This is a genomic window from Motiliproteus sp. MSK22-1, from assembly GCF_001968815.1.
In the GTDB taxonomy this organism is placed as follows: domain Bacteria; phylum Pseudomonadota; class Gammaproteobacteria; order Pseudomonadales; family Balneatricaceae; genus Motiliproteus.
The window spans coordinates 25,602-44,489 of sequence record NZ_MIEQ01000035.1 but is presented as its reverse complement, the minus strand read 5'-3'; the positions used below and the strand labels follow the sequence as shown (position 1 = coordinate 44,489).

General features: G+C 46.7%; 20 protein-coding genes. 6 read left to right on the top strand and 14 right to left on the bottom strand.

The genetic code is table 11. The annotated features are described in order from the left end of the window. Positions 1-6: 6 nt before the first annotated feature. Entirely contained in the window at positions 7-327 is a 321-nt protein-coding gene (locus BGP75_RS09560) for a hypothetical protein (protein ID WP_076718135.1), read from the top strand. Between the two features lie 62 nt (positions 328-389). On the opposite strand, the gene BGP75_RS09555 is transcribed toward BGP75_RS09560, so the two are convergent. The 8 genes from BGP75_RS09555 to BGP75_RS09520 form a co-directional block, all read right to left on the bottom strand. After that, entirely contained in the window at positions 390-2,000 is a 1,611-nt protein-coding gene (locus tag BGP75_RS09555; protein WP_198939327.1) for a nitrite reductase, read from the bottom strand. Next, positions 1,997-3,250: a heme d1 biosynthesis radical SAM protein NirJ gene (gene nirJ, locus BGP75_RS09550; RefSeq protein WP_076718132.1), complete on the bottom strand. Its 1,254-nt coding sequence runs from the start codon at positions 3,248-3,250 to the stop codon at positions 1,997-1,999. The genes BGP75_RS09555 and nirJ overlap by 4 nt, the downstream gene beginning before the upstream one ends. Positions 3,251-3,335: 85 nt before the next feature. Next, positions 3,336-3,845, bottom strand: a complete 510-nt coding sequence (locus BGP75_RS09545) for an Lrp/AsnC family transcriptional regulator (RefSeq protein WP_076718130.1) — start codon at positions 3,843-3,845, stop codon at positions 3,336-3,338. Next, positions 3,842-4,387 carry an Lrp/AsnC family transcriptional regulator gene (locus BGP75_RS09540; RefSeq protein WP_198939326.1) on the bottom strand — a complete coding sequence of 182 codons (546 nt, stop codon included), beginning with the start codon at positions 4,385-4,387 and terminating at the stop codon, positions 3,842-3,844. The genes BGP75_RS09545 and BGP75_RS09540 overlap by 4 nt, the downstream gene beginning before the upstream one ends. Then, positions 4,380-5,144 (bottom strand): Lrp/AsnC family transcriptional regulator, encoded by a 765-nt coding sequence (locus BGP75_RS26615; protein WP_076718128.1) that lies wholly within the window; start codon positions 5,142-5,144, stop codon positions 4,380-4,382. The genes BGP75_RS09540 and BGP75_RS26615 overlap by 8 nt, the downstream gene beginning before the upstream one ends. Next, complete coding sequence (locus BGP75_RS09530; RefSeq protein ID WP_076718126.1) at positions 5,141-5,590, bottom strand: Lrp/AsnC family transcriptional regulator; 450 nt, start codon at positions 5,588-5,590, stop codon at positions 5,141-5,143. Before BGP75_RS09530 ends, BGP75_RS26615 begins: the two co-directional genes overlap by 4 nt. Positions 5,591-5,640: 50 nt before the next feature. Further along, positions 5,641-6,846 (bottom strand): cytochrome D1 domain-containing protein, encoded by a 1,206-nt coding sequence (locus BGP75_RS09525; protein ID WP_076718124.1) that lies wholly within the window; start codon positions 6,844-6,846, stop codon positions 5,641-5,643. A 32-nt stretch (positions 6,847-6,878) separates the two neighbouring features. Continuing rightward, positions 6,879-7,256, bottom strand: coding sequence for a cytochrome c (locus tag BGP75_RS09520; RefSeq protein WP_198939325.1), 378 nt, complete (start codon positions 7,254-7,256; stop codon positions 6,879-6,881). A gap of 257 nt (positions 7,257-7,513) precedes the next feature. Here BGP75_RS09520 and BGP75_RS09515 point away from each other — a divergent pair, with 257 nt between their 5' ends. Then, the gene (locus tag BGP75_RS09515) at positions 7,514-7,861 is read left to right on the top strand and encodes a bifunctional precorrin-2 dehydrogenase/sirohydrochlorin ferrochelatase (protein ID WP_158070084.1); all 348 of its coding nucleotides are present in this window, start codon (positions 7,514-7,516) and stop codon (positions 7,859-7,861) included. A gap of 304 nt (positions 7,862-8,165) precedes the next feature. Here the strand turns inward: BGP75_RS09515 and BGP75_RS09510 are convergent, their stop codons facing one another. From BGP75_RS09510 to BGP75_RS09495, 4 genes are all read right to left on the bottom strand, one after another. After that, complete coding sequence (locus BGP75_RS09510) at positions 8,166-8,516, bottom strand: plastocyanin/azurin family copper-binding protein (protein WP_076718120.1); 351 nt, start codon at positions 8,514-8,516, stop codon at positions 8,166-8,168. Positions 8,517-8,564: 48 nt separating this feature from the next. Next, complete coding sequence (locus BGP75_RS09505; protein ID WP_076718118.1) at positions 8,565-10,304, bottom strand: NapC/NirT family cytochrome c; 1,740 nt, start codon at positions 10,302-10,304, stop codon at positions 8,565-8,567. 138 nt (positions 10,305-10,442) lie between these two features. After that, positions 10,443-12,074, bottom strand: a complete 1,632-nt coding sequence (locus BGP75_RS09500; protein ID WP_076718115.1) for a cytochrome D1 domain-containing protein — start codon at positions 12,072-12,074, stop codon at positions 10,443-10,445. A 677-nt stretch (positions 12,075-12,751) separates the two neighbouring features. Beyond that, a complete protein-coding gene (locus tag BGP75_RS09495; protein WP_076718113.1) occupies positions 12,752-13,240 on the bottom strand; it encodes a heme-binding protein in 489 nt (162 codons plus the stop codon). 252 nt (positions 13,241-13,492) lie between these two features. Between BGP75_RS09495 and BGP75_RS09490 the strand changes: the two genes are divergently transcribed. From BGP75_RS09490 to BGP75_RS09475, 4 genes are all read left to right on the top strand, one after another. Continuing rightward, on the top strand, positions 13,493-14,194 hold the full coding sequence (locus BGP75_RS09490; RefSeq protein ID WP_304441972.1) for a response regulator transcription factor: 702 nt from the start codon (positions 13,493-13,495) through the stop codon (positions 14,192-14,194). Then, on the top strand, positions 14,175-15,566 hold the full coding sequence (locus BGP75_RS09485) for a cell wall metabolism sensor histidine kinase WalK (RefSeq protein ID WP_076718111.1): 1,392 nt from the start codon (positions 14,175-14,177) through the stop codon (positions 15,564-15,566). Before BGP75_RS09490 ends, BGP75_RS09485 begins: the two co-directional genes overlap by 20 nt. 149 nt (positions 15,567-15,715) lie before the next feature. Then, entirely contained in the window at positions 15,716-16,168 is a 453-nt protein-coding gene (locus tag BGP75_RS09480; protein WP_076718109.1) for a YaiI/YqxD family protein, read from the top strand. An 81-nt stretch (positions 16,169-16,249) separates the two neighbouring features. Further along, the gene (locus BGP75_RS09475; protein ID WP_143821026.1) at positions 16,250-16,528 is read left to right on the top strand and encodes a hypothetical protein; all 279 of its coding nucleotides are present in this window, start codon (positions 16,250-16,252) and stop codon (positions 16,526-16,528) included. Positions 16,529-16,650: 122 nt separating this feature from the next. Here BGP75_RS09475 and BGP75_RS09470 read toward each other — a convergent pair whose 3' ends face one another. Further along, on the bottom strand, positions 16,651-17,937 hold the full coding sequence (locus tag BGP75_RS09470) for a M18 family aminopeptidase (RefSeq protein ID WP_076718105.1): 1,287 nt from the start codon (positions 17,935-17,937) through the stop codon (positions 16,651-16,653). Positions 17,938-18,071: 134 nt separating this feature from the next. Continuing rightward, a complete protein-coding gene (locus BGP75_RS09465) occupies positions 18,072-18,683 on the bottom strand; it encodes an FKBP-type peptidyl-prolyl cis-trans isomerase (protein ID WP_198939324.1) in 612 nt (203 codons plus the stop codon). Positions 18,684-18,888: the final 205 nt, after the last annotated feature.

Here is an 18,888-nt window from a genome sequence, read left to right as displayed (position 1 = left end):
AAAGTAATGCAGCCAGAGCTTTCCCCACCCGATAATCTAAGAGTTTCTCCTTGGCACTACGTTACCTTGCTGCCGACACTAGTTGGAATGGTTGCTGTGTCTCTTTCTGTTCTGGCCTGGTTCGGGGAATGGGGAGGCGGCACCAAGGTAGCTACGGTGATAGCTGTTTTCTTCAGTGAGTTTATGATGGTGGTCAGTGCAGCCGGATTGCTTGGCTATCTGCGACAGGAGGCCCGTGGTCGGCGTCGCAAGGTGATTGCTCTCTGGAATCTGTTTTTACTACTGCTGTCAGCCCTTTGTGGGCTCTATCTGTTTTTTAGCCAATAGCCATTCTTTTGAATGGCTATCAACGCTGTTTTTGGTGAAGATCAGAATCGACTTCTCATCATCTAATGACTCGTTCCTGACTCATAACGGGTCTTATTGAAAACATTGTACTTTCCAGAAGGTTTAGCCATTGGCAGTCGTTTTATTTCTTCCAACGACTCTGCGTCATAGACCACCAGGGCTCCATCGGTATCCCAGATACTGAGTAAGGCATAGCGACCATCTTTAGTAAATTCCACATGTGCTGCGTTCTTTCCTGGAGCAGGTATCAAGGTTTTGACGATTTCCAGACTCGCCTTATCAATCACGTGGACCTGATCCTTGTTGGGACCGAAAAAAACATCGACCCAGGCATAAGGAGAATTTTTATGACTACGCATAAAGAAACCCGGCCCATTTGTCTTGATTTTCTTGATTGTTTCCCAGCTTTCCATATCAATAATACTGACGGCCCCTTCTTTAAGATTGGGCGTCGCCATCACCGTTTTTCCCTGATATTGCCAGGTGATACCTGAACCCAAATGAGGCATTCCAGGGATATCCAGCTCGTTAACCATACGACCGGCATCCAGTGATAAAACAATTCCTTCCCCCTGACGTGATGCTCCCAGGAGTAAGCTATAGCTCTGATCAAAAAAGAAGTCATCCAGATAGGATTTCACTTTGATACTACGCACTGGAAAAGGCTCTATCTCGCGGTTCTCACCCGAATCTTTGCGATAATCATGGACCCATCCTGAAAAATCTGAAGAAGGTTCGTCCTCGTAACTGATTTCCCAAACCTCCTTAAGATCCTTCATTGCAGCCACAAAACTATTTCTGGGCGGCGCATTATAAACGGCACTGACACGGGATGTTTCACCGTTACGGCCACGGGTTTCAATTACCTTCAGTGGTTTTAACGTCTCGGTATCAAGAACAACTAAATTGTGGGGCAGGTAATTGGCAACAATTGCATATCGACCATCACTGGAGACGGCTAGATTACGGGTATTGATACCGGCACGGACTTCCGCCACGGTTTTAAGATTGTAGATATCAAACTTACTGATCCAGCCATCCCGGGATGCAAAATAGACGTAACGGCCATCGGGAGAGTACTTGGGGCCACCGTGGAGAGCAAAACGGGTTTTAAAACGATGGATCGGTTCGAAACTATCACCATTAAGCAAGGTGGCAGAATGATCTCCTAACTCAACCACAATAAACAGGTTCATCAGATCTGCGTCAAAAACCGGCTTGTTGCTCAGAGAGTCTGAGCTTTGATTAACCATCCGGCTAGCCAGGATTTGCAGCATATCCCAGGTTGGGATTGTGGGTAATTCAGTATAAATATAACTGACCAGAGACTGAATCTCCTTTCCGCTCAGTTTTTCCCCAAAAGCGGGCATCTGAGTAGCCGCCCGGCCTTTCGATATGACCTCAACAGCACTTTTTTTACGCAAGCGCTTCAAATTTTGCGGAAGTAACGCCGGTCCCATGCTTCCCAGTCTCTCAATTCCATGACAGGAAGCACAGTTATCCTGGTAGAGCTTAATCACAGATTCGGCAGTAGCTACAGCCGGTTGAATCACAGCAGGGCTGGAAGCCTTTGTATCAGCCGTGATAAGCATCTGTAATGTCATAGCCAGACATAATCCACCTACAGCAGAGGACAGGGTCGAACGCTTCATATATTCTGCACCGCGATTGATTCTGCCAAACCTGTCCCTTTCGCGACGGACCCGTTTTGACTTTTAGATTTATGCACATAAGGTGTTGTCTGAAGCCGCTCTACATCTGTATCAATGCCAATTTCCTGATCAGTCAGATAACAGGCAGGATCTTCAGCCCAGGGATCATCAGTCAACTGATAAGCGCGAACACGTGTATTTCCGCCACAAATTTTCAGATATTGGCATGCACCACAACGCCCTGTTACCGGCCGGGGTTGTTGACGGAAGCCTTGCATCAAAGGATCATCGGATTCTGACCAAATTTGAGAGAATGGTTTCTGCCGGACATTACCAAGATCATAATTCCACCAGAAGGTGTCTGGATGGACAGTTCCCAGATTATCAATATTCGCGATATGCAAACCCGAAGCATTCCCTCCCCAGGCCTCCAGATACTCTCGAATATGCTCCGCCTGCTCCGGGAAGTTCTGAAGAGCCCATTTATAAAGATAGACTCCATCAGCATCATTATTGCCTGTCACGAATTCCCGTGCCCGGCCCTCTTTTACATCATCAAGCGCCTCTTTCAACAGCAAATCCAGAGCGTCTCGGGTGGTGCGGTGAAAGGCATCATCTCCGCGGTTTTTGTTTCCTCGGCCGGCATAATTAAGGTGGGAAAGGTAAAACTTTTCGATGTCGTATTCCTTACTGATATCAAGCAGTTCAGCCAGCTCACTGGCATTGTCTTCCGTCAACGTAAAACGTAGTCCAACCTTGATACCCGCCTCTTTACAGAGTTCAACCGCTTTAAAAGAAGCGGCAAAAGCCCCTTCCTTGCGTCGAAACTCATCATGGGTTTTCTCTAACCCATCAAGGCTAATTCCCACGTAATCGAATCCAACCTGCTTTAACTTCTTAATTTCCTGTTCATCAATCAGAGTTCCGTTAGTGGACAGCCCGGTATACAAGCCAAGTTCTTTTGCTCGCTCACCAATTTGGTAAATATCGGGTCGCAAAAGAGGTTCACCACCGGAAAGAATCAAGGCAGGAACCTTAAATCCTTTCAGATCTTCCAATACGGCGAACGCCTCATCTGTATTCAGTTCTCCTTTGAAATCTGTATCAGCGGAAATGGAATAACAGTGCTTACATAATAAGTTACAACGCCGAATAAGGTTCCAGATCACGACGGGACCAGGTGGAGTACCCGGTTTACGCTGACTGCCGGGGCTAACCAGCTCACGAACATAATGGGTCAAACGGAACATAGGATCTCCTCAAAATGAGTCTTCTCGATGGGTTTAACCACCATCGCAGTCAGCCCTGATTGGTGCACTGTTACAATTGCTTTTCTCAATTGCTTTTTTTCAATCGAAGCCCGGTTTTTTTCAGAATTCTTTTACTGTTAAGCAGGCGAAAGTCCCTGCAATGTGAACCCAGCATTTCCTGGATGACACTGACTTTCTGCTCAACTTCACTTTCACTGCGACCATGAACCATGGCAAACAGATTGTAGTGCCATAAAGGTAAATGCCGCGGTCGTTCATAACTGTGGCTGACAAAATCCAACGCCCCCACCGACTCCCCCAGAGAAGTAACCTTCTCATCAGGAACATCCCAAACCGTCATCAGATTGTAGCGGTATCCAAGCTTGTAATGATTAGGGACTACTCCGATTCGGCGAACGACGCCTTGCTCCATCATTCTTTCAAGCCTTGAGATAACCTCTTTTTCATCACAGTTGAGGCGCTCGGCAATGGTCTGATAAGGTTTTGCCGTCAAAGGCAGTCCTTGCTGCGTTTCTTCAATGAGTTGACGGTCAAGCGCATCTAAGGAACAGGCTGTTTTTTCAGAGGAACTCATGCGTCAAACCTCAAGCCGATAAAAAATTCCTGAGTTTTAGGAAACGGGTAAGCCTTCAGACCTGTGGCCTGCTCCAGCTGCCCCAGAACCTCTGCGGTTTCCTGAACAGACTCACAAGCGAGCACAAACCACATATTCAGGGTATGTTCCCTTTCGTAATTATGCGCGACTTCAGAAAATCCATTAACTATTTCATTAACTTCTTCAAACCGCTCTTCAGGCACTTCCATAGCAGTCAATGTAAATTGCCCACCAAAAGCTTCGATATTGAAAAGAGGACCAAAGCGAGTAAGAACCCCTGATTCCAACAATCTCGATATTCGTGAAATAACCTCTGCTTCTTCAATACCTAAATGACGACCAACCTCTGCGTAGGGTTCTGAACATAACGGAAAGCCACTCTGGTATTCGTTAATCAGGGCACGATCAGTGGTGTCCAGCTCAGCTACTGTTATTTTTTTATCGACACCAGCCGGATCGGCCACACGGGAGGAACAGTTTCCGGTTGGCAAACCACTGACGGTAGCAGCGCTTTCAGACATGGGCTCCCCCCATCGCTACGCTTTTACTGTTGATATCAGCGATGTCCATGCTTGAAACCTCAACCTTAGACGCTTCACTCTTAATCACTCCTATATCAGCAGTTCCATTCTTTGGAGTACGAAAGTAGCGACCACCACATTGCTTAAAACAGCGAGTACTAAACAGTGGCTGATGGGCATATTGTTGTAAGCTCAGGTTCTCGACCAACTGATCCAGACGTCCCAGGACCTGATCGCGCTCTTGCCCATGAATCATGCAGAAGAGGTTGTATGGCCACTGAGGTAACCGACGAGGTCGTTGATAGCAAAGAGTAACGCAGTTATCTTCAGCCATGCGCTCTGCTACAGCGTCCACCTCATCATCGGGAATATCCCAAACCACCATGGCGTTGGCCGTAAAACCCAAGGCACGGTGTTTAACAATAATTCCCATACGTCGAACCCGGTCTGACTTGGAAAGACTTTCCAGTTCATCGATAACCCGCTGCTCAGTCCAACCCAATTGATCGGCTATCTTTGCGTAGGGACGCTCAACAATAGGTAGACCTTCCTGGAGGGCTTGAAGCAGGATTCCTGAAGCATCAGTAGGATCTATATCAACTTTAGCGGTATGGATACTTCCACCATTGAAACTCATTCGCCTGAATCCTCTGCTGTTGGTGCCGATGTTGTTTATATTTAATAAATCAGCATTAGTGCTATTTGCCATCAGCGTGGTTGCGTTTACCTCTGCTGAATGCACGCTTTTATAATTCATAGCGCAAACCCCAAATCCAGATGATGTGCTTTCACCATGGGCAAATTAAGCAACGGCAAACCAGTTGTTAATTCAATTTCTTCCAGAACTTCATCAATTCGTTGTTGAGAAGGAGCTGCAAGAACGAACCACAGATTAAAGAAATGCTCTCGCTCATAGTTGTGATTGACCTCGGCAAAGCCATTAACCTGTTCAGCCACCGCCTGAATTTCATCTTCAGGTACCGCTAAGGCAGCTAAGGTGCTGGCACCCACTTTCTGGTGGTTAACCACGGCTCCGATTCGACTGATTACTCCACTTTCTTGCCAGCGACTAAGGCAATCAATCACCTCGGACTCACTCATACCACAAGCCTCGGCCATCGTGGCGTAGGGCCGTTCCTGTATCGGCAACTGACGCTGATAGAGATTCAACAGCTGGCGTTCCTGCTCATTAAGCTGATACATACACGCTCCTTTTCAAAAACCGATTACCAAGGCCGTATTCACAGGACATTTTAAAGACCTATCCGATGCGCTCTGGCCGTGAAGAAAATACCGCTTGGGCTATCAATAGACAGTGTTGCCAACTTGCTGAAATCCTGTGTATCAAAAACCTGAACTTCGTTATTGTTACGGACCGAAACCCAAACAGCCTCTCCTCTGGGGGTAAACTCCATATGCAGTACCCCTTCTCCTGGCTCCAGATGCTGAATATGCCGATGATTATCCGAGTCTATGACCTGTAAATGCTTGTTCTCAGGAAAAGCAAAATTAACCCAGATCTGCCGCCCATCCGGGCTGGACATCACGAATACCGGCTGGCTGTGGACTTTGATACGATCAATCTCTGTCCAAGTGTTTGTATCCACCACCAGCACTTCGTGCCGTCCCACCGCAGGGATGAAGGCTTTATTACCAGCAATGGCCCAGCCTTCAAGATGCGGCATTTTGTACACAGGTAAACGCTGTTGGCCACGACCATAACCTGGCAGAATACGACGAACACCTTTTTCGGGATGCCAGAGATCGAGAAGCGCCAATCCGTCTTCTCCAAACAACCCGGCTATATAGTAACGGCCATCTGGCGTTATCAACGCATCATAGGGTTGTTTGCCAATATCCTGGTAACGAGTAACTTTTGGCTCTGCAGCGCTAAAATCCACCAGCCAGATTTCCCCAGAATCAAATAGACTGAAAACAAAACGCTGTCCTGGCGCATCAACCAAGCCCACTGTTTTTGAGGCCTGGCCATCTTTTCCAACAGCAGGTAGATCCAGCACTGGCGCCAGCGTTTCACTGTCAAAAACCTGCACGCCACCCGGTGTATAGTTTGAAACAGCAACCAGCTTTCCGTCCTGGGAAATCGCTCCACCGATGCTGTTGCCGGATTGAACAACTCGACGGTCAATAGATCGAGTAATCAGGTCAACTTTGGTCAATCCACCGTCTCGGCCAAAAACGTAGGCAAAACGTTCATTGCGGGAAAACACCGCTGATGCATGGGAGAGATCCCCCAACCCCTCTATTTCAGCCAATTTCTCACGGCTGCTTGTATTAACCAGAGCGACCTTGCCGTCGGCTCTTTCGATGACGATCCCTAAGTCTCCAGTGGGCATCCAATACTCTTGCTTTGCTGGTTGGCTTGCCAGAGAGTTACAGCCCTGCACAGAAAGCAATGCCGCCGAGGCCAGCGTTGATTTCAGGAAAATACGTCTATTCATTTGATACCTCTTCCGGGCTTGCTGAAATCCAATCAGTTTGTCTCAAGTAATTGTGTTGCAATCCAGCGGATATCTTCTTCCGCTAAAACGGGCCCCCAGGGAGGCATTGCCGTACCCGGTTTTCCATAACGAATAATGAGGCTCAAGCTTTCAATGTTATGCCCTTTACTCGATAGAGTATTCGGCAATAGAGACGGGCCCAGCCCTCCTTTCAGCGTCATGCCATGACAGGAACCGCAATCATGCTTCAGCATATAGGTCAGCTCCTGTTGACGTTTTACATCAAGAGAACTCTCAGCCATACAGGCAGTGCTTGACGCCAGCAACAGTGCAAGCCCCAGGCCCTGTTTTATTCTCCTGGCAGGGCAACCACGAGTAAATCGTACCTGGCTGATCAATGACCTCTTCACGACAAAACCTCAGTTCAAATATCACTGGCTACCAGAATACGCCTGGCAGCGGGTCACTCCTTGATATAAGACAAATTCTATCGGCCATACCAAGGCAGTTGACCCAGCTCAAGTTGCTCTTTTGATATCTTGACATTGGACAAGTTGCCACCGCCGAGCAGAGATTATGATCCAGAAAAATAGCCAAACTGGGATCTTTCGCAATGATCAAAACTGCCGGACCCCTGAGGCCGTCTTTCGCTTTAAAGGATGAGATTATGGACACTCTGCCGATTCTACTTCGTTCAAATTCAACCCAGGCCCTGTTAATAGGGAGTGGATCTGAAGCCGCAGCCACAGCGCAAGTTTTAGTACAGGCAAAAGTTCGGGTTACCGTGATCAGTTATGATCCTAGCGAGCCCCTCAAGCGACTCATCGATCAAGCCGAAGTCACTCATTTGGAAAAGGATTTTGAAGACAGTGACCTTGAAGAACGAGATCTCGTAGTGGTGGCAGATTTACCAGAGGAAGAAACCGAAAATATTGTTGCCAGAGTTCATAGAAGACATATTCCAATCAATGTGATAGAACATCCGGAATTGAGCAGTTTTTACTTTTCCGATTAAACTCAAAGCCTGGTGACCACGGCAGCCCGTCATTAAATACTGGCCGACGATAAATCACTATGGACGGCCAGTGAATATTTTCATTCCGATTACTGTCATTCAGTCCCTTTAAAACCAGGAATAACGGCTCATCCTCCCAACAGTTTCTACCGCCCCTTTCCACACGCCGAGCAGTTAATCTGCAGTTCACATTGCTGTCTAACGACTTCTGCAACACTTACCTACTTCAGCGGGACTCTACAAAGCTCCCAGCACGTTAAAGAATTCAGAGACGGGGAGCAAAGACGAACGATTCTGCAATCCACTATTCGGCCACATGAATAACACCCGTCATTTTGGGATGGGGCCCACAACGGTAGGGAAAGCGACCCGGTTGTTCAAAAGTCCGGCTATAGGAATCCCCTGGGAATATATAGTCAATAGGTTCCGGTTCACCAAGCGACTCAAACCAGACACTATGATATTGGCGATATTCAATGTTTTTCCAAATCACTGTATCTCCGGCTTTTATACTCAACTCCGGTGTACGAAACTTCATTCTTTTGATTTCAATCTCATGAGTGTCAGCAATCGCAACCAAGCTGAATGGCATGGACAACAGCAAAAGGGTGACTATTAGCCACCCTTTAGTTGCCCGAGTAAGGCAATTGAACATTCAACGCTCCTCGGCTTTACCCTGAACAATGTACGCCTTCAATCATAACTATCTAGCAATAGCATTGATCTCTGCATCAACATTATCAAACCCTAGCTTATACCCAAGGGAAACGTGGTGGTAACGGGCTTGAGTATAGTCATCGTGAATAGCAAACCCAAAATTGTAAACCTGATCAGTAGCCAGCGGAACATCCCCTTCTTTGCCAGTATTTAATTTCCGGACCACCTCGACCACCCACTGATCACCTTCTTTGTTAGCTACAAATTCAGTCGGATTAGCCTCGGTCATTTCACGGCTAGCCAGGATATGACCATCTTCCACTAATTTAGAACCACTCTTGTAGCGAATGATGTCCATATAGTGTCCAGCTTTAAACTCACTGGCAATCTCATCTTCAGATTTCAGCTTATCCCAGCCACCCAGTGCTTTACCTCTGCGACCCTTAAGCTCAATTTTAGTACGACTCTCAGTCAGATACTTAGTGACCTGTTGACCTTCAGGTGCAAACGGCATGCTATCCAGATCTGCATGACAAGTACCCCAGCATCCGGCTTGCCCTGCATATTTGATATCATCTGTCGCCAGCATAAAGGCCAGTTTCATCTGATTCTCTGGATCCATCTTGCCACCTTCGACAAAGGGAACCGGTGTGTGCTCAGCATCAGCCCACTGGAATCGGAGGTACAGATTAGTGGCATCGTAACTGGCCTGAACCTGAACAGGTATACTTCCTCGCTTACCCGGAATCAACGTTGGCTCTACTTTCTTCTTCTCTCCAGTAACAATCTTCTGCCCCATGTCCGCTGTTTCTGCATCATGACAATCGACACAGCGATCACCAGCCTTGACCGGACGAGCACCACCGTGGTCTTTTCCACGAAGAACCCATTCCATTGAGGTTTGACCCGGATAGAAAATGGTCACTTCACGACTGGGCACCAGACTCCAGTCAACACCATTTCCGGCACTTGCAGCGCTCGGAGCCTGTGTGGATGCAGTAGCGACAGCACCCGCCTCTGCTTGCTGCTTAGCTAACTCAGCTGCTTCCGCCTTAGCTTTTTCACGAGCTAACCTGGCCGCTTCCGCTGCTGCCTCTGCTTGTTCTTTCTTCAGACGCTTCTCTTCTTCCTCTTTAGCGATAAACTCTTCCCACTGGGGTGGCAGATTGATCGCAATAGAGGGATCGGGCTTAGTCAGCGATTCAATTTCTTCATCAGAAAGTTGATCGTGAACCGGCTTGTGGGCAATACCTTTGTGGCAATCGATACAGGTATTACCAGCAGTCATTGCATTCATATGTTGCTTGCGAGCACGGGGTTTTTGATTTTCCGGCTGCATGGTTTTGAAATCATGACAGTTACGACACTCTCTAGAATCTGTCGACTTCATAGCTTTCCAAACATTGTTGGCCAGCTCTAATCGTTTGTTATCAAACTTCTCAGGCGTATCGATGGAGCCTAAGACTTTGTGTAGCACTTCGTTAGATGCCTGGATTTTCCGTACAACTTTATGCCCCCAAGGTCTGGGTACATGGCAATCTGAGCAGGTCGCCTGAACTCCTGCACGGTTATTGTAATGAATAGACTTCTTGTATTCCTGGTAGACGTTCTCCTCCATCTCATGACAGCTGATACAGAACTCCATGGTGTTGGTAACTTCCATTGCGGTATTGAATCCGCCCCAGAAAATCACCCCCGCCAGCATAAATATAAGCGCAACGCCAACGGATGTTCCCAGAATAAGCTTGCGCGACATGAGCGTCTTGAGCGCTTGTGGGATAGCCATTACCAACTCTCCTGGCCGAAAATAAATTAATGAGATGTTTGAGAAAAACAGGAGAGGTGAGAACCACCTCTCCTGTTAGCACTTCTTAACAGCACTGCCAGTAACAGTACTTCAAGCAGTACAACGAGAACCGATTAATTAAGTCACGTGATTAATGCGGTTATGAACGTTGAACTTACCAGTCGGAGTAGTCAGCCCCTTGATGCGAGTGATCTCTTTCAGAGTTTTGGCATCATAAACAACGATCTCACCCGTTGGATTACCGTTGTCCGCACGGTTCCATACAGAAACCCAGACTTCAGTACCGTCGGCGTTGTACTCCATGTGTACCGCTGCTTTACCTTCTTCCTCAGTCACACGAATAGTCTTGACGATTTCGTGGGTTTTCTTGTCGAAGACCTGTACTGACTGCTGAACTTCAGGTTCAGGATGCTTGGTCTGGTCAGCCCATACGTAAGGTGAATCAGGATGGGTACGGATGAAGACACCGGCACCATCAGTCTCAACTTCGTAGCATAGCTTCCAGGCATTGTCTGGATTATTGGCAGGATCGTTACCCCAAACAGATACCAGACCGACACCCAAGTGAGTAGTACCTGCTACAGGACCGCATTCAGGATCTATCCAGTTTGCACCAGGGCCAGGGTGTGGCTTGGCGTCTGTATCGATCATCGCTTCCAGCTTACGAGTCTTGGTATCTACGATAACCATTTTATCGGAAGCGTTAGCAGCGATTTGGAAGTAACGACCCGAAGGATCGAAGAAACCATCATGCAGGAACTTAGCAGAGTTGATTTGCTCGATACGCAGGTTGTCCAGATCGGTGTAATCCACCTGCCACATCTGACCCAGCTCTTTAACCGCTACCAGGAAAGTTGGCTCGTTAGGAGTGGTGTAGATTGCAGCTACTCGCGCTTCGTTGACGTAATTACCATCAACGTCGATACCACGGGTAGAAACCACCTTCAGCGGCTCCATGTTTTCTGCATCGAGGATTACAAAGTGTGGTGGCCAGTAACCGCCACCGATAACGTACTTACCATCACCGGAGACAGCAACGTCACGTGCGTCGTATGCCATCTGGGTTTCAGCCACCAGCATGTTGCCAGGCTTCTGCCACAGATCGATCTTGGTCATTTTACCGTCACGACCCTGAGTGTACCAGAAACGACCAGTTTCATACTTTTCATCGTGCTGAGTTTTGTGATGCTCAGTACCCTTGATTACGTGGATCGCATAACCAGTATCGATGTGGTCGATAACTTCTTTAGTATCGCCGTCGATAATGGCTACTTTACCAGCATCACGCTCGATAACGACGAAGAAGTTTTTCCAGTTACGACCGTGCAGAGGCTTCGTTGGATAGTCCTTAGGCTCAATGAAAACCTTATGACGCTCTTTCATCAGAGCAAGAGACATTTCTGGTGGAACTGGTGGTTCCATCTGAATGTACTTGGCCAACAGGTCGATTTCTTCTTTGGAGAAGATATCGTTGAAGTTGTTCATTCCCCCTTCAGTGCCCAGCTCGATGATCCGGGACAGACGATCAGTCCCCTTCTTCAGCATGTTCACGGGTTCCAGGTTCTTACCGGTAGCACCCTTACGTAGCACACCGTGACAACCAGCACAGCGCTGGAAATACATAGACTTGGCTTTATCAAACTCTTCTGGAGTCAGAGTCGGTGCAGCATTCGCTGCAAATGCACTCCCCCCAGCGCTCAAACCCATTGCCAAGGTTAAAGCGGATAATCCTAATGTAGCTCGTTTCATGGATGGTGACCTCCTACAGGACTTTTATCACCCAGTTAAAAAAAGGCGAGAACTATGGCCCAATCACGATTGTCTTTCCTAATCATCAGTTGTTCACTAGCCATGAACAGAAGGGTTATCTGATGAGCCGGAATTTATATTAAACCTATAGGAAATAGACGAATTGATCCGTATCAAATTGTTCCTGAAGCTCTTACTGATTTGATCCTGATCAAGTTAGCAGTTATTGAATAAAATCAAGAAAAAACAACGATGTTACGGACAGAAAAAGCGATTTCGGTAACGACTGAAAGTTGAAAATTTTTAACAAAAAAAAGTCACCGCCAACTTTATCTTATTGTTAAATAAGGATTATAAATGATAAGAATACAGATTATGACTGACCACCCAAATATGACATTGATCACCATCTGACATTTAACCCTATATTTCATATTCAATATAAAAATTTGTAATCCAGGAGAGAGTATTTTTTATAAATTAGCAATGAATGCGATAGGAATGATTTTAGTCACAAAAACTTAATACAAAGAGATTAAACGATATTACAACTCAAGATAAAATTGACAATAAACACCATCAGGTTATATTCATTGAAAACCTTGACTGAAATCTCAGTTTCAAAAAAAGCGGGCCATAAAAGCCCGTCTGTTTCAACTAAACTCTAAAACTCAGGTTTATCCCAACACTTTATCGATAGCAGCCTGGGCACAAGCCTGGTCCAGGTGACCACCCGGAGCACCACCCACCCCGATGCCACCGACTTTCTGATCATTTACTTTAATAGGCAATCCTCCTCCCAAGATCAGGATATTTGGATCCATATCCCGTAACCCTGCAACTTCTGGCATCTTTTTGATCAGATTCGCAAAGTCAGCAGTAGGACGCCCCATGCTTGCAGCGGTGTATGCTTTCTTACGACTGCTTTCTAAAGTGTGAGGTCCTGCCTTATCAGACCTGATCAACGCTCGGGTCAGACCTGCGGCATCCACCACCGCAACACTGACGTTATATCCACCCTCAAGACAGTTGATCAGAGCTTCATTAGCTAACTTCTGAGCAGTTTCCAGATTCAGAAAAGTTTGCTGAGGTAATTCAGCGGCCTGGACACTCATGGCAGTAGTCAATGCCAGAGCAGTAGTAAAACCCATCAGATTAGATTTCATAGATAATCTCCATTGTTTCAGGTCATTTGTTTGCTGAGATATCAGGCAAAACAAAAAACTCAGTTGTAGTAGAAACAGCCATACAAGCTGATGGAACTACTGTATAAATAGGAGGATTACCTGAAGATTGCGACAACATTACAATGTTGAAAGGTTCAGAGTAATCAGGTGCCAGTCTGTACTGACAGTGTTAACGTTGTTTTATTATCTGCGCTTACAAAAAACCTTCTGTAGCCAATAAAGGATACAGAAGTGGATGCTTCATCGATGAAACTATTACTGATAGAAGATGATCAAAAAATCTCTGCTTATATAGCCCAGGGGTTCCAGGAATCCGGCGATGTCATCGATACCCTGTTTGACGGCAATGATGGCTTGGCAATGGCGCTGGAGGGTGACTATGACCTGTTGATCATCGATGTGATGCTGCCTGGCAAGGATGGTCTATCGGTCATAGAAGAATTGCGGGCCCGTGGCTTGTCTACACCGGTTATAATTCTCAGCGCCAAGCGATCTGTCGAAGATCGGGTCAGAGGTCTTGAAACGGGGAGTGATGACTACCTTACCAAACCATTCTCCTTTACTGAACTGCAAGCCAGGGCCCAGGCATTATTACGAAGGTCGCAACTATTATCAGGCAGTGATGCTCGCCTGACAAAACTGCAATTAGCCGATTTAGAACTGGATCCCTACCGAAAAACAGTTACCCGAAACAATCAGCCTATCCACCTGCAACCTCGCGAGTTCCAGTTACTGGAATACCTGTTACGCCATCCGGGTCGAGTACTCTCAAAAACGCTCATTCTCGAACATGTCTGGGAGTTTAACTTTGACCCTCAAACCAATGTAGTGGATGTACTGGTGTGTCGCTTGCGCAGCAAAATCGACAAGGGCTTCAGGATGAAGTTGCTGCATACGTTAAGAGGCGTTGGCTATGTTCTCAAAGCTGACTGATTTACTTCATCGCAATACCGCAGTTGATCTGACTCTTAGATTTGCGCTGTTATTTCTCCTCTGTGCTTCAGTTTTATTTATAACGGTTGACTATTTACTGAGCCGCAGCCAGCTTGAAAAAGATCAACAGCTCATCAACTCTTTTCTGGAAAGCTATCAACGGCTAGAAGTCCAGGCAGGAATACACAAACTGGAACTGGTGATTGAGCGAGACGCTCCCTACTTCCAACGAAGCGCCATGCGGGTAGAACTGATTGACAGGGAACGCCAGACTCAGCTACTAGTCCAGCCAGCAGGTTGGAATCAAATCTTAGAGTCAGACCAACGGCAGGAGAACGATGAATGGCAACAGGCTCAACTGGCAGACTCCAAAATTCAACTGTTATTCAAAGAAGTTGATTTACAGTCTGGAAACAGCCTTCGCATTGGACAGTCCGTCGCCGCCCGCAAAATTCAGATAGGCCAATATCGCAGTTTAGTATTACAGGTCATGGTCCCCTTATTTATTCTGGGTCTGATGTTGACTGCATGGATGAACTGGCATGCTCTGCGCCCGGTGTACGATCTGATTGAAACAGTACAAAGCCTTCGCGCTCGGGACTTAAAAGCACGAGTCACGGTACGTAATCCCCGATCAGAGCTGGGTAAACTGGCACAGTTATTTAACAACATGCTCGCTCAAATAGAAGGATTAATTAATGGAATGCAACAATCTCTGGACTCCGTCGCTCATGATCTGCGTACACCACTGGCCAGAATGCGCCTGAGCCTTGAGTCAGCACTTTCACAGCCAGAACAAAGCCGATTGAAGGAAGCTCTGATGGATTGCGCTGAGGAAAGCGAGCGTATTGAGTCCATGTTAAAAAGCCTGATGGATATATCCGAAGCCGAAAGCGGCATACTGAAACTCCATCTGAAGCCTATAGATCTCGGCGTACTGGCTCATAAGACAGTGGAACTGTATCGTTATGTCGCTGAAGAAAAAAAAATCCACTTAACACTGAAAACAGAAGCCCATTGCTCACTGACTGCCGATAGCATGCGAATGCAGCAAGTACTGGGAAACCTGCTGGATAATGCTATTAAATATACCCCGCCCGGTGGCTTGGTCTCGGTCTGCCTGAAACGCAGAAAAGATCAGATAATATTAGAGGTTCAAGATAACGGCATAGGTATCGCACTGGCTGATCAGCCTCATGTCTTCAAGCGTCTGTATCGCGCCGACCAAAGCCGCAATGAACCCGGTATGGGATTGGGACTGTGCCTGGTCAACGCCGTGGTATCCGCTCATCAGGGATCTATTTATCTCAACAGCATACCAGGTCAAGAAAGCTGCTTTCGAGTCGAATTACCTATAGGCTACGAACAATAACATTCAGCCAAACCTATTGTTTCTACAAAAACTATTGTGCAGAACCTGCAAATAAGCCCATTATGGATGTAGCTTCGTCAGTCAACTATTGTACTCAACGTACAGGACTCACTACCCATAGTTATTATTGAGCGATTAAGGAAACAATCATGAAAATCTGGGTCGACGCCGACGCCTGCCCAAAGGTCATCAAAGAAATTTTGTATCGCGCTGCCGAGCGAGTGCAAATTGAACTGGTACTTGTGGCAAATCAGACTCTCCAGACACCACCTTCACAGTTTATAAGCTCTGTTCGTGTCCCCCCCGGGTTTGATGTCGCTGATAACCATATCGTCCAGCAGTGCAACGAAGGCGACCTGGTCATCACCGCAGACATCCCTTTAGCCTCAGAAATTATCGATAAAGGGGCTAATGCACTCAACCCCAGGGGCGAGTTTTACACCGTTGAAAACATACGCCAACGACTGAATATGAGAGATTTTATGGAAACCCTTAGAAGCAGCGGGGTTGAAACGGGAGGCCCGTCCTCATTCAGTCACGCAGATCGTCAGGCTTTTGCCAATCAACTGGACCAGTATTTAGCACGAACGGCAAAGCAATAACTTTGTTAATCTTCAATTATAAGATAACACCGGGGCAAAACTAACGTCTCTGGAATATCAGGGTAATGAAAGACAATGATCATGCAGTTAAGTAGTAGATGGATTCGATGGTTTGGCAGACTTTCTCTGGTCATAGCCATAGTCGCAGCCCTGAGCACCTTGTTAGGGATGTACCCTCAGGAAAAATCCCTTGATGGCTATTTGTTCGCCCTTGGATTAATGGCCTTGGTTTCCGGAGCATTAATTGTCGCAGCGCAGCTTAAAGATAAAAGCGACCCTCTTGCTGAGAAGGTCGTTCCGTCAAGCTTTGTCGCTTACCTGCTGTTTATAGTCATGACCATTCACTGGCTAAGCAACTGAATGGCAACTGTTAATGACTCAGTCAAGCATATCTGTTTCTGTAACAGGACGGCATATCTACAACCAGTAAATACGCCTATAGTTAAAAGCTAGTGAACATCCCTAAAGATTGAATCAACACCTCAGGCCTGATCACTGTAAAAACGCTTCAGTACTCGATAAAGGCTCTCGGAATCATCCCGACCAGCTAACTCCCGAACAGAATGCATAGCAAATGTAGGCACACCAACATCCAGAGTAGGTACCCCTATCTTCGCAGCAGTCATCGGGCCGATAGTACTGCCGCATCCCATATCAGAACGAACGGTAAAGGCCTGTACCTGCACTTCTTCCTGTTCCGCCAAGAATCGAAACACCGCACTGGTTTCACTATTTGTAGCGTAACGTTGATTGGCATTTATCTTGATTACAGGCCCTGCATTCAGTTTGGGTCCATGATTGCTATCATGCTTATCGGCATAGTTGGGGTGTATACCATGAGCATTGTCCGCAGAAATCATCATGGAGCTGGCCAGCATTCGATTCCTTAATTCCACATCAGGAGCAATCCGCTCTATAATAGATTGCAGGAAAGGACCGTCAGCACCAGCCGCCGAGACACTACCGACTTCTTCATGATCATTGCAAACCAGTATGGCACCACGGCTTCGGTCTGAATCCAAAAGGCTCTTTAATCCGACAAAGCAGCTGAGTAAATTATCCAGGCGTGCTGAGGCAAGAAAATCCTGATTTAAACCGATCATCGCCGGGGCCTGAGTATCATAGAACAGCAGTTCGTAATCCAGTACTTTTGCAGCCTCAATGCCTTGTCTCTTCAATTGATCCAGCAACAGGGTTCTGAAATCAGTTTGTTGATTTTCACTCTGGAACAAAATAACCGGTAAGTGTTTCTGGGCATTGATGCTACGACTTTCATTGGCCTCACGATCCAGATGTATCGCCAGACTCGGAATAACGGCGATAGGGTCCTGATAATCAATCAGCCCCTGAGCAAGCTCACCACTGTCATCAACATAGTTCACTCGACCAGCCAACGACAAGTCCCGGTCAAACCAGGGATTTAGCAGTGCACCACCATAAACTTCAACACCCAACTGAAAATAGCCATCACGATTCAGCTCAGGATTTGGTTTTACTTTCAAACAAGGGCTATCCGTATGAGCACCAACCATCCTGAATCCCTGGTCGATCATCTGCTCATTGCCAGGCATCACAAAAGCGATTAACGCAGAATCATTACGCGTAACCAGGTAACACCCGCCTTGTTCTAATGACCAGGCCTCACGCTCATTCAGAACTCTGAAGCCGGCTTCACACAGCTGATGCTTCATCGTTTCAACAGCATGGAATGGTGTTGGTGACAAGCTTAGGTAATCCAGCAATTGTTGATTAAAAGTCGAGATAGACATCTACATGTTCCTAGCAACAGCTTTATAAATAACGTACCGATAAGAGTATTCCTTAGGGAACCTGCGAACAAGTCCCTTGGAGCGCTGACTTTCATCTCGGGAGAAATACGAGGCAGGTCCGGACAAACAACAAATCACTGTTCGATGGAAATCAATTCAAGTTCAAAGATCAAAGTAGAGTTGGTAGGAATCGCCGTCGATGGACTTTTCTTACCATAAGCGAGTGAAGCGGGTATATACAGCTGCCAGTAACTGCCTTCCTTCATCAGCTGCAACGCTTCAGTCCAACCAGGAATCAATCGGCTAACCGGAAAAACAGCAGCTTCGCCCCGATCATAGGAGCTATCAAATTGGGTCCCATCTATTAAAGTCCCTCGGTAATGAACTTTAACAACGTCATCGGCTCCAGGCTTATTACCGCCACCCTCCTTCAAAATCTTATACTGCAATCCACTCTCTGTACGATGAACCCCATCTTTCATCAGGTTGCTTTTCAGAAAAGCCTGACCAGCCTTATCATTAGCTGCAGCTTCCAATCGAAGCTTTTCCAGACGATCATCCAGATCGAAACTACAGCCCTGTATTAGCAACCCCGAAAGGAACAGCAGTACACCCACAACAGGGCCACGGACCCGGTCTATTTTTTTCCCAAAGTAAGCAATCAAAAAAAACACTCCACGTTTAAACAGGCCGACTCTGCAAATAAACAGGCCGACCATGCAAATCAGGCTTCCAGATCCAATCACACTCAAGCACCATCTGGACCAAGTACCAACTGACTCCAGCTGTACCATCCCATCCGATACCTTCCTTTTATAAGAGACAGGGATCCAGCATATAGCCACACAAATATATTAAGGCCGAAAACTCACCAATAGAACATCAAATTCAAAGGCATACAAATAATAACCTTACAGCTATACTAATGCATTATGAGATAAGGCCAACATT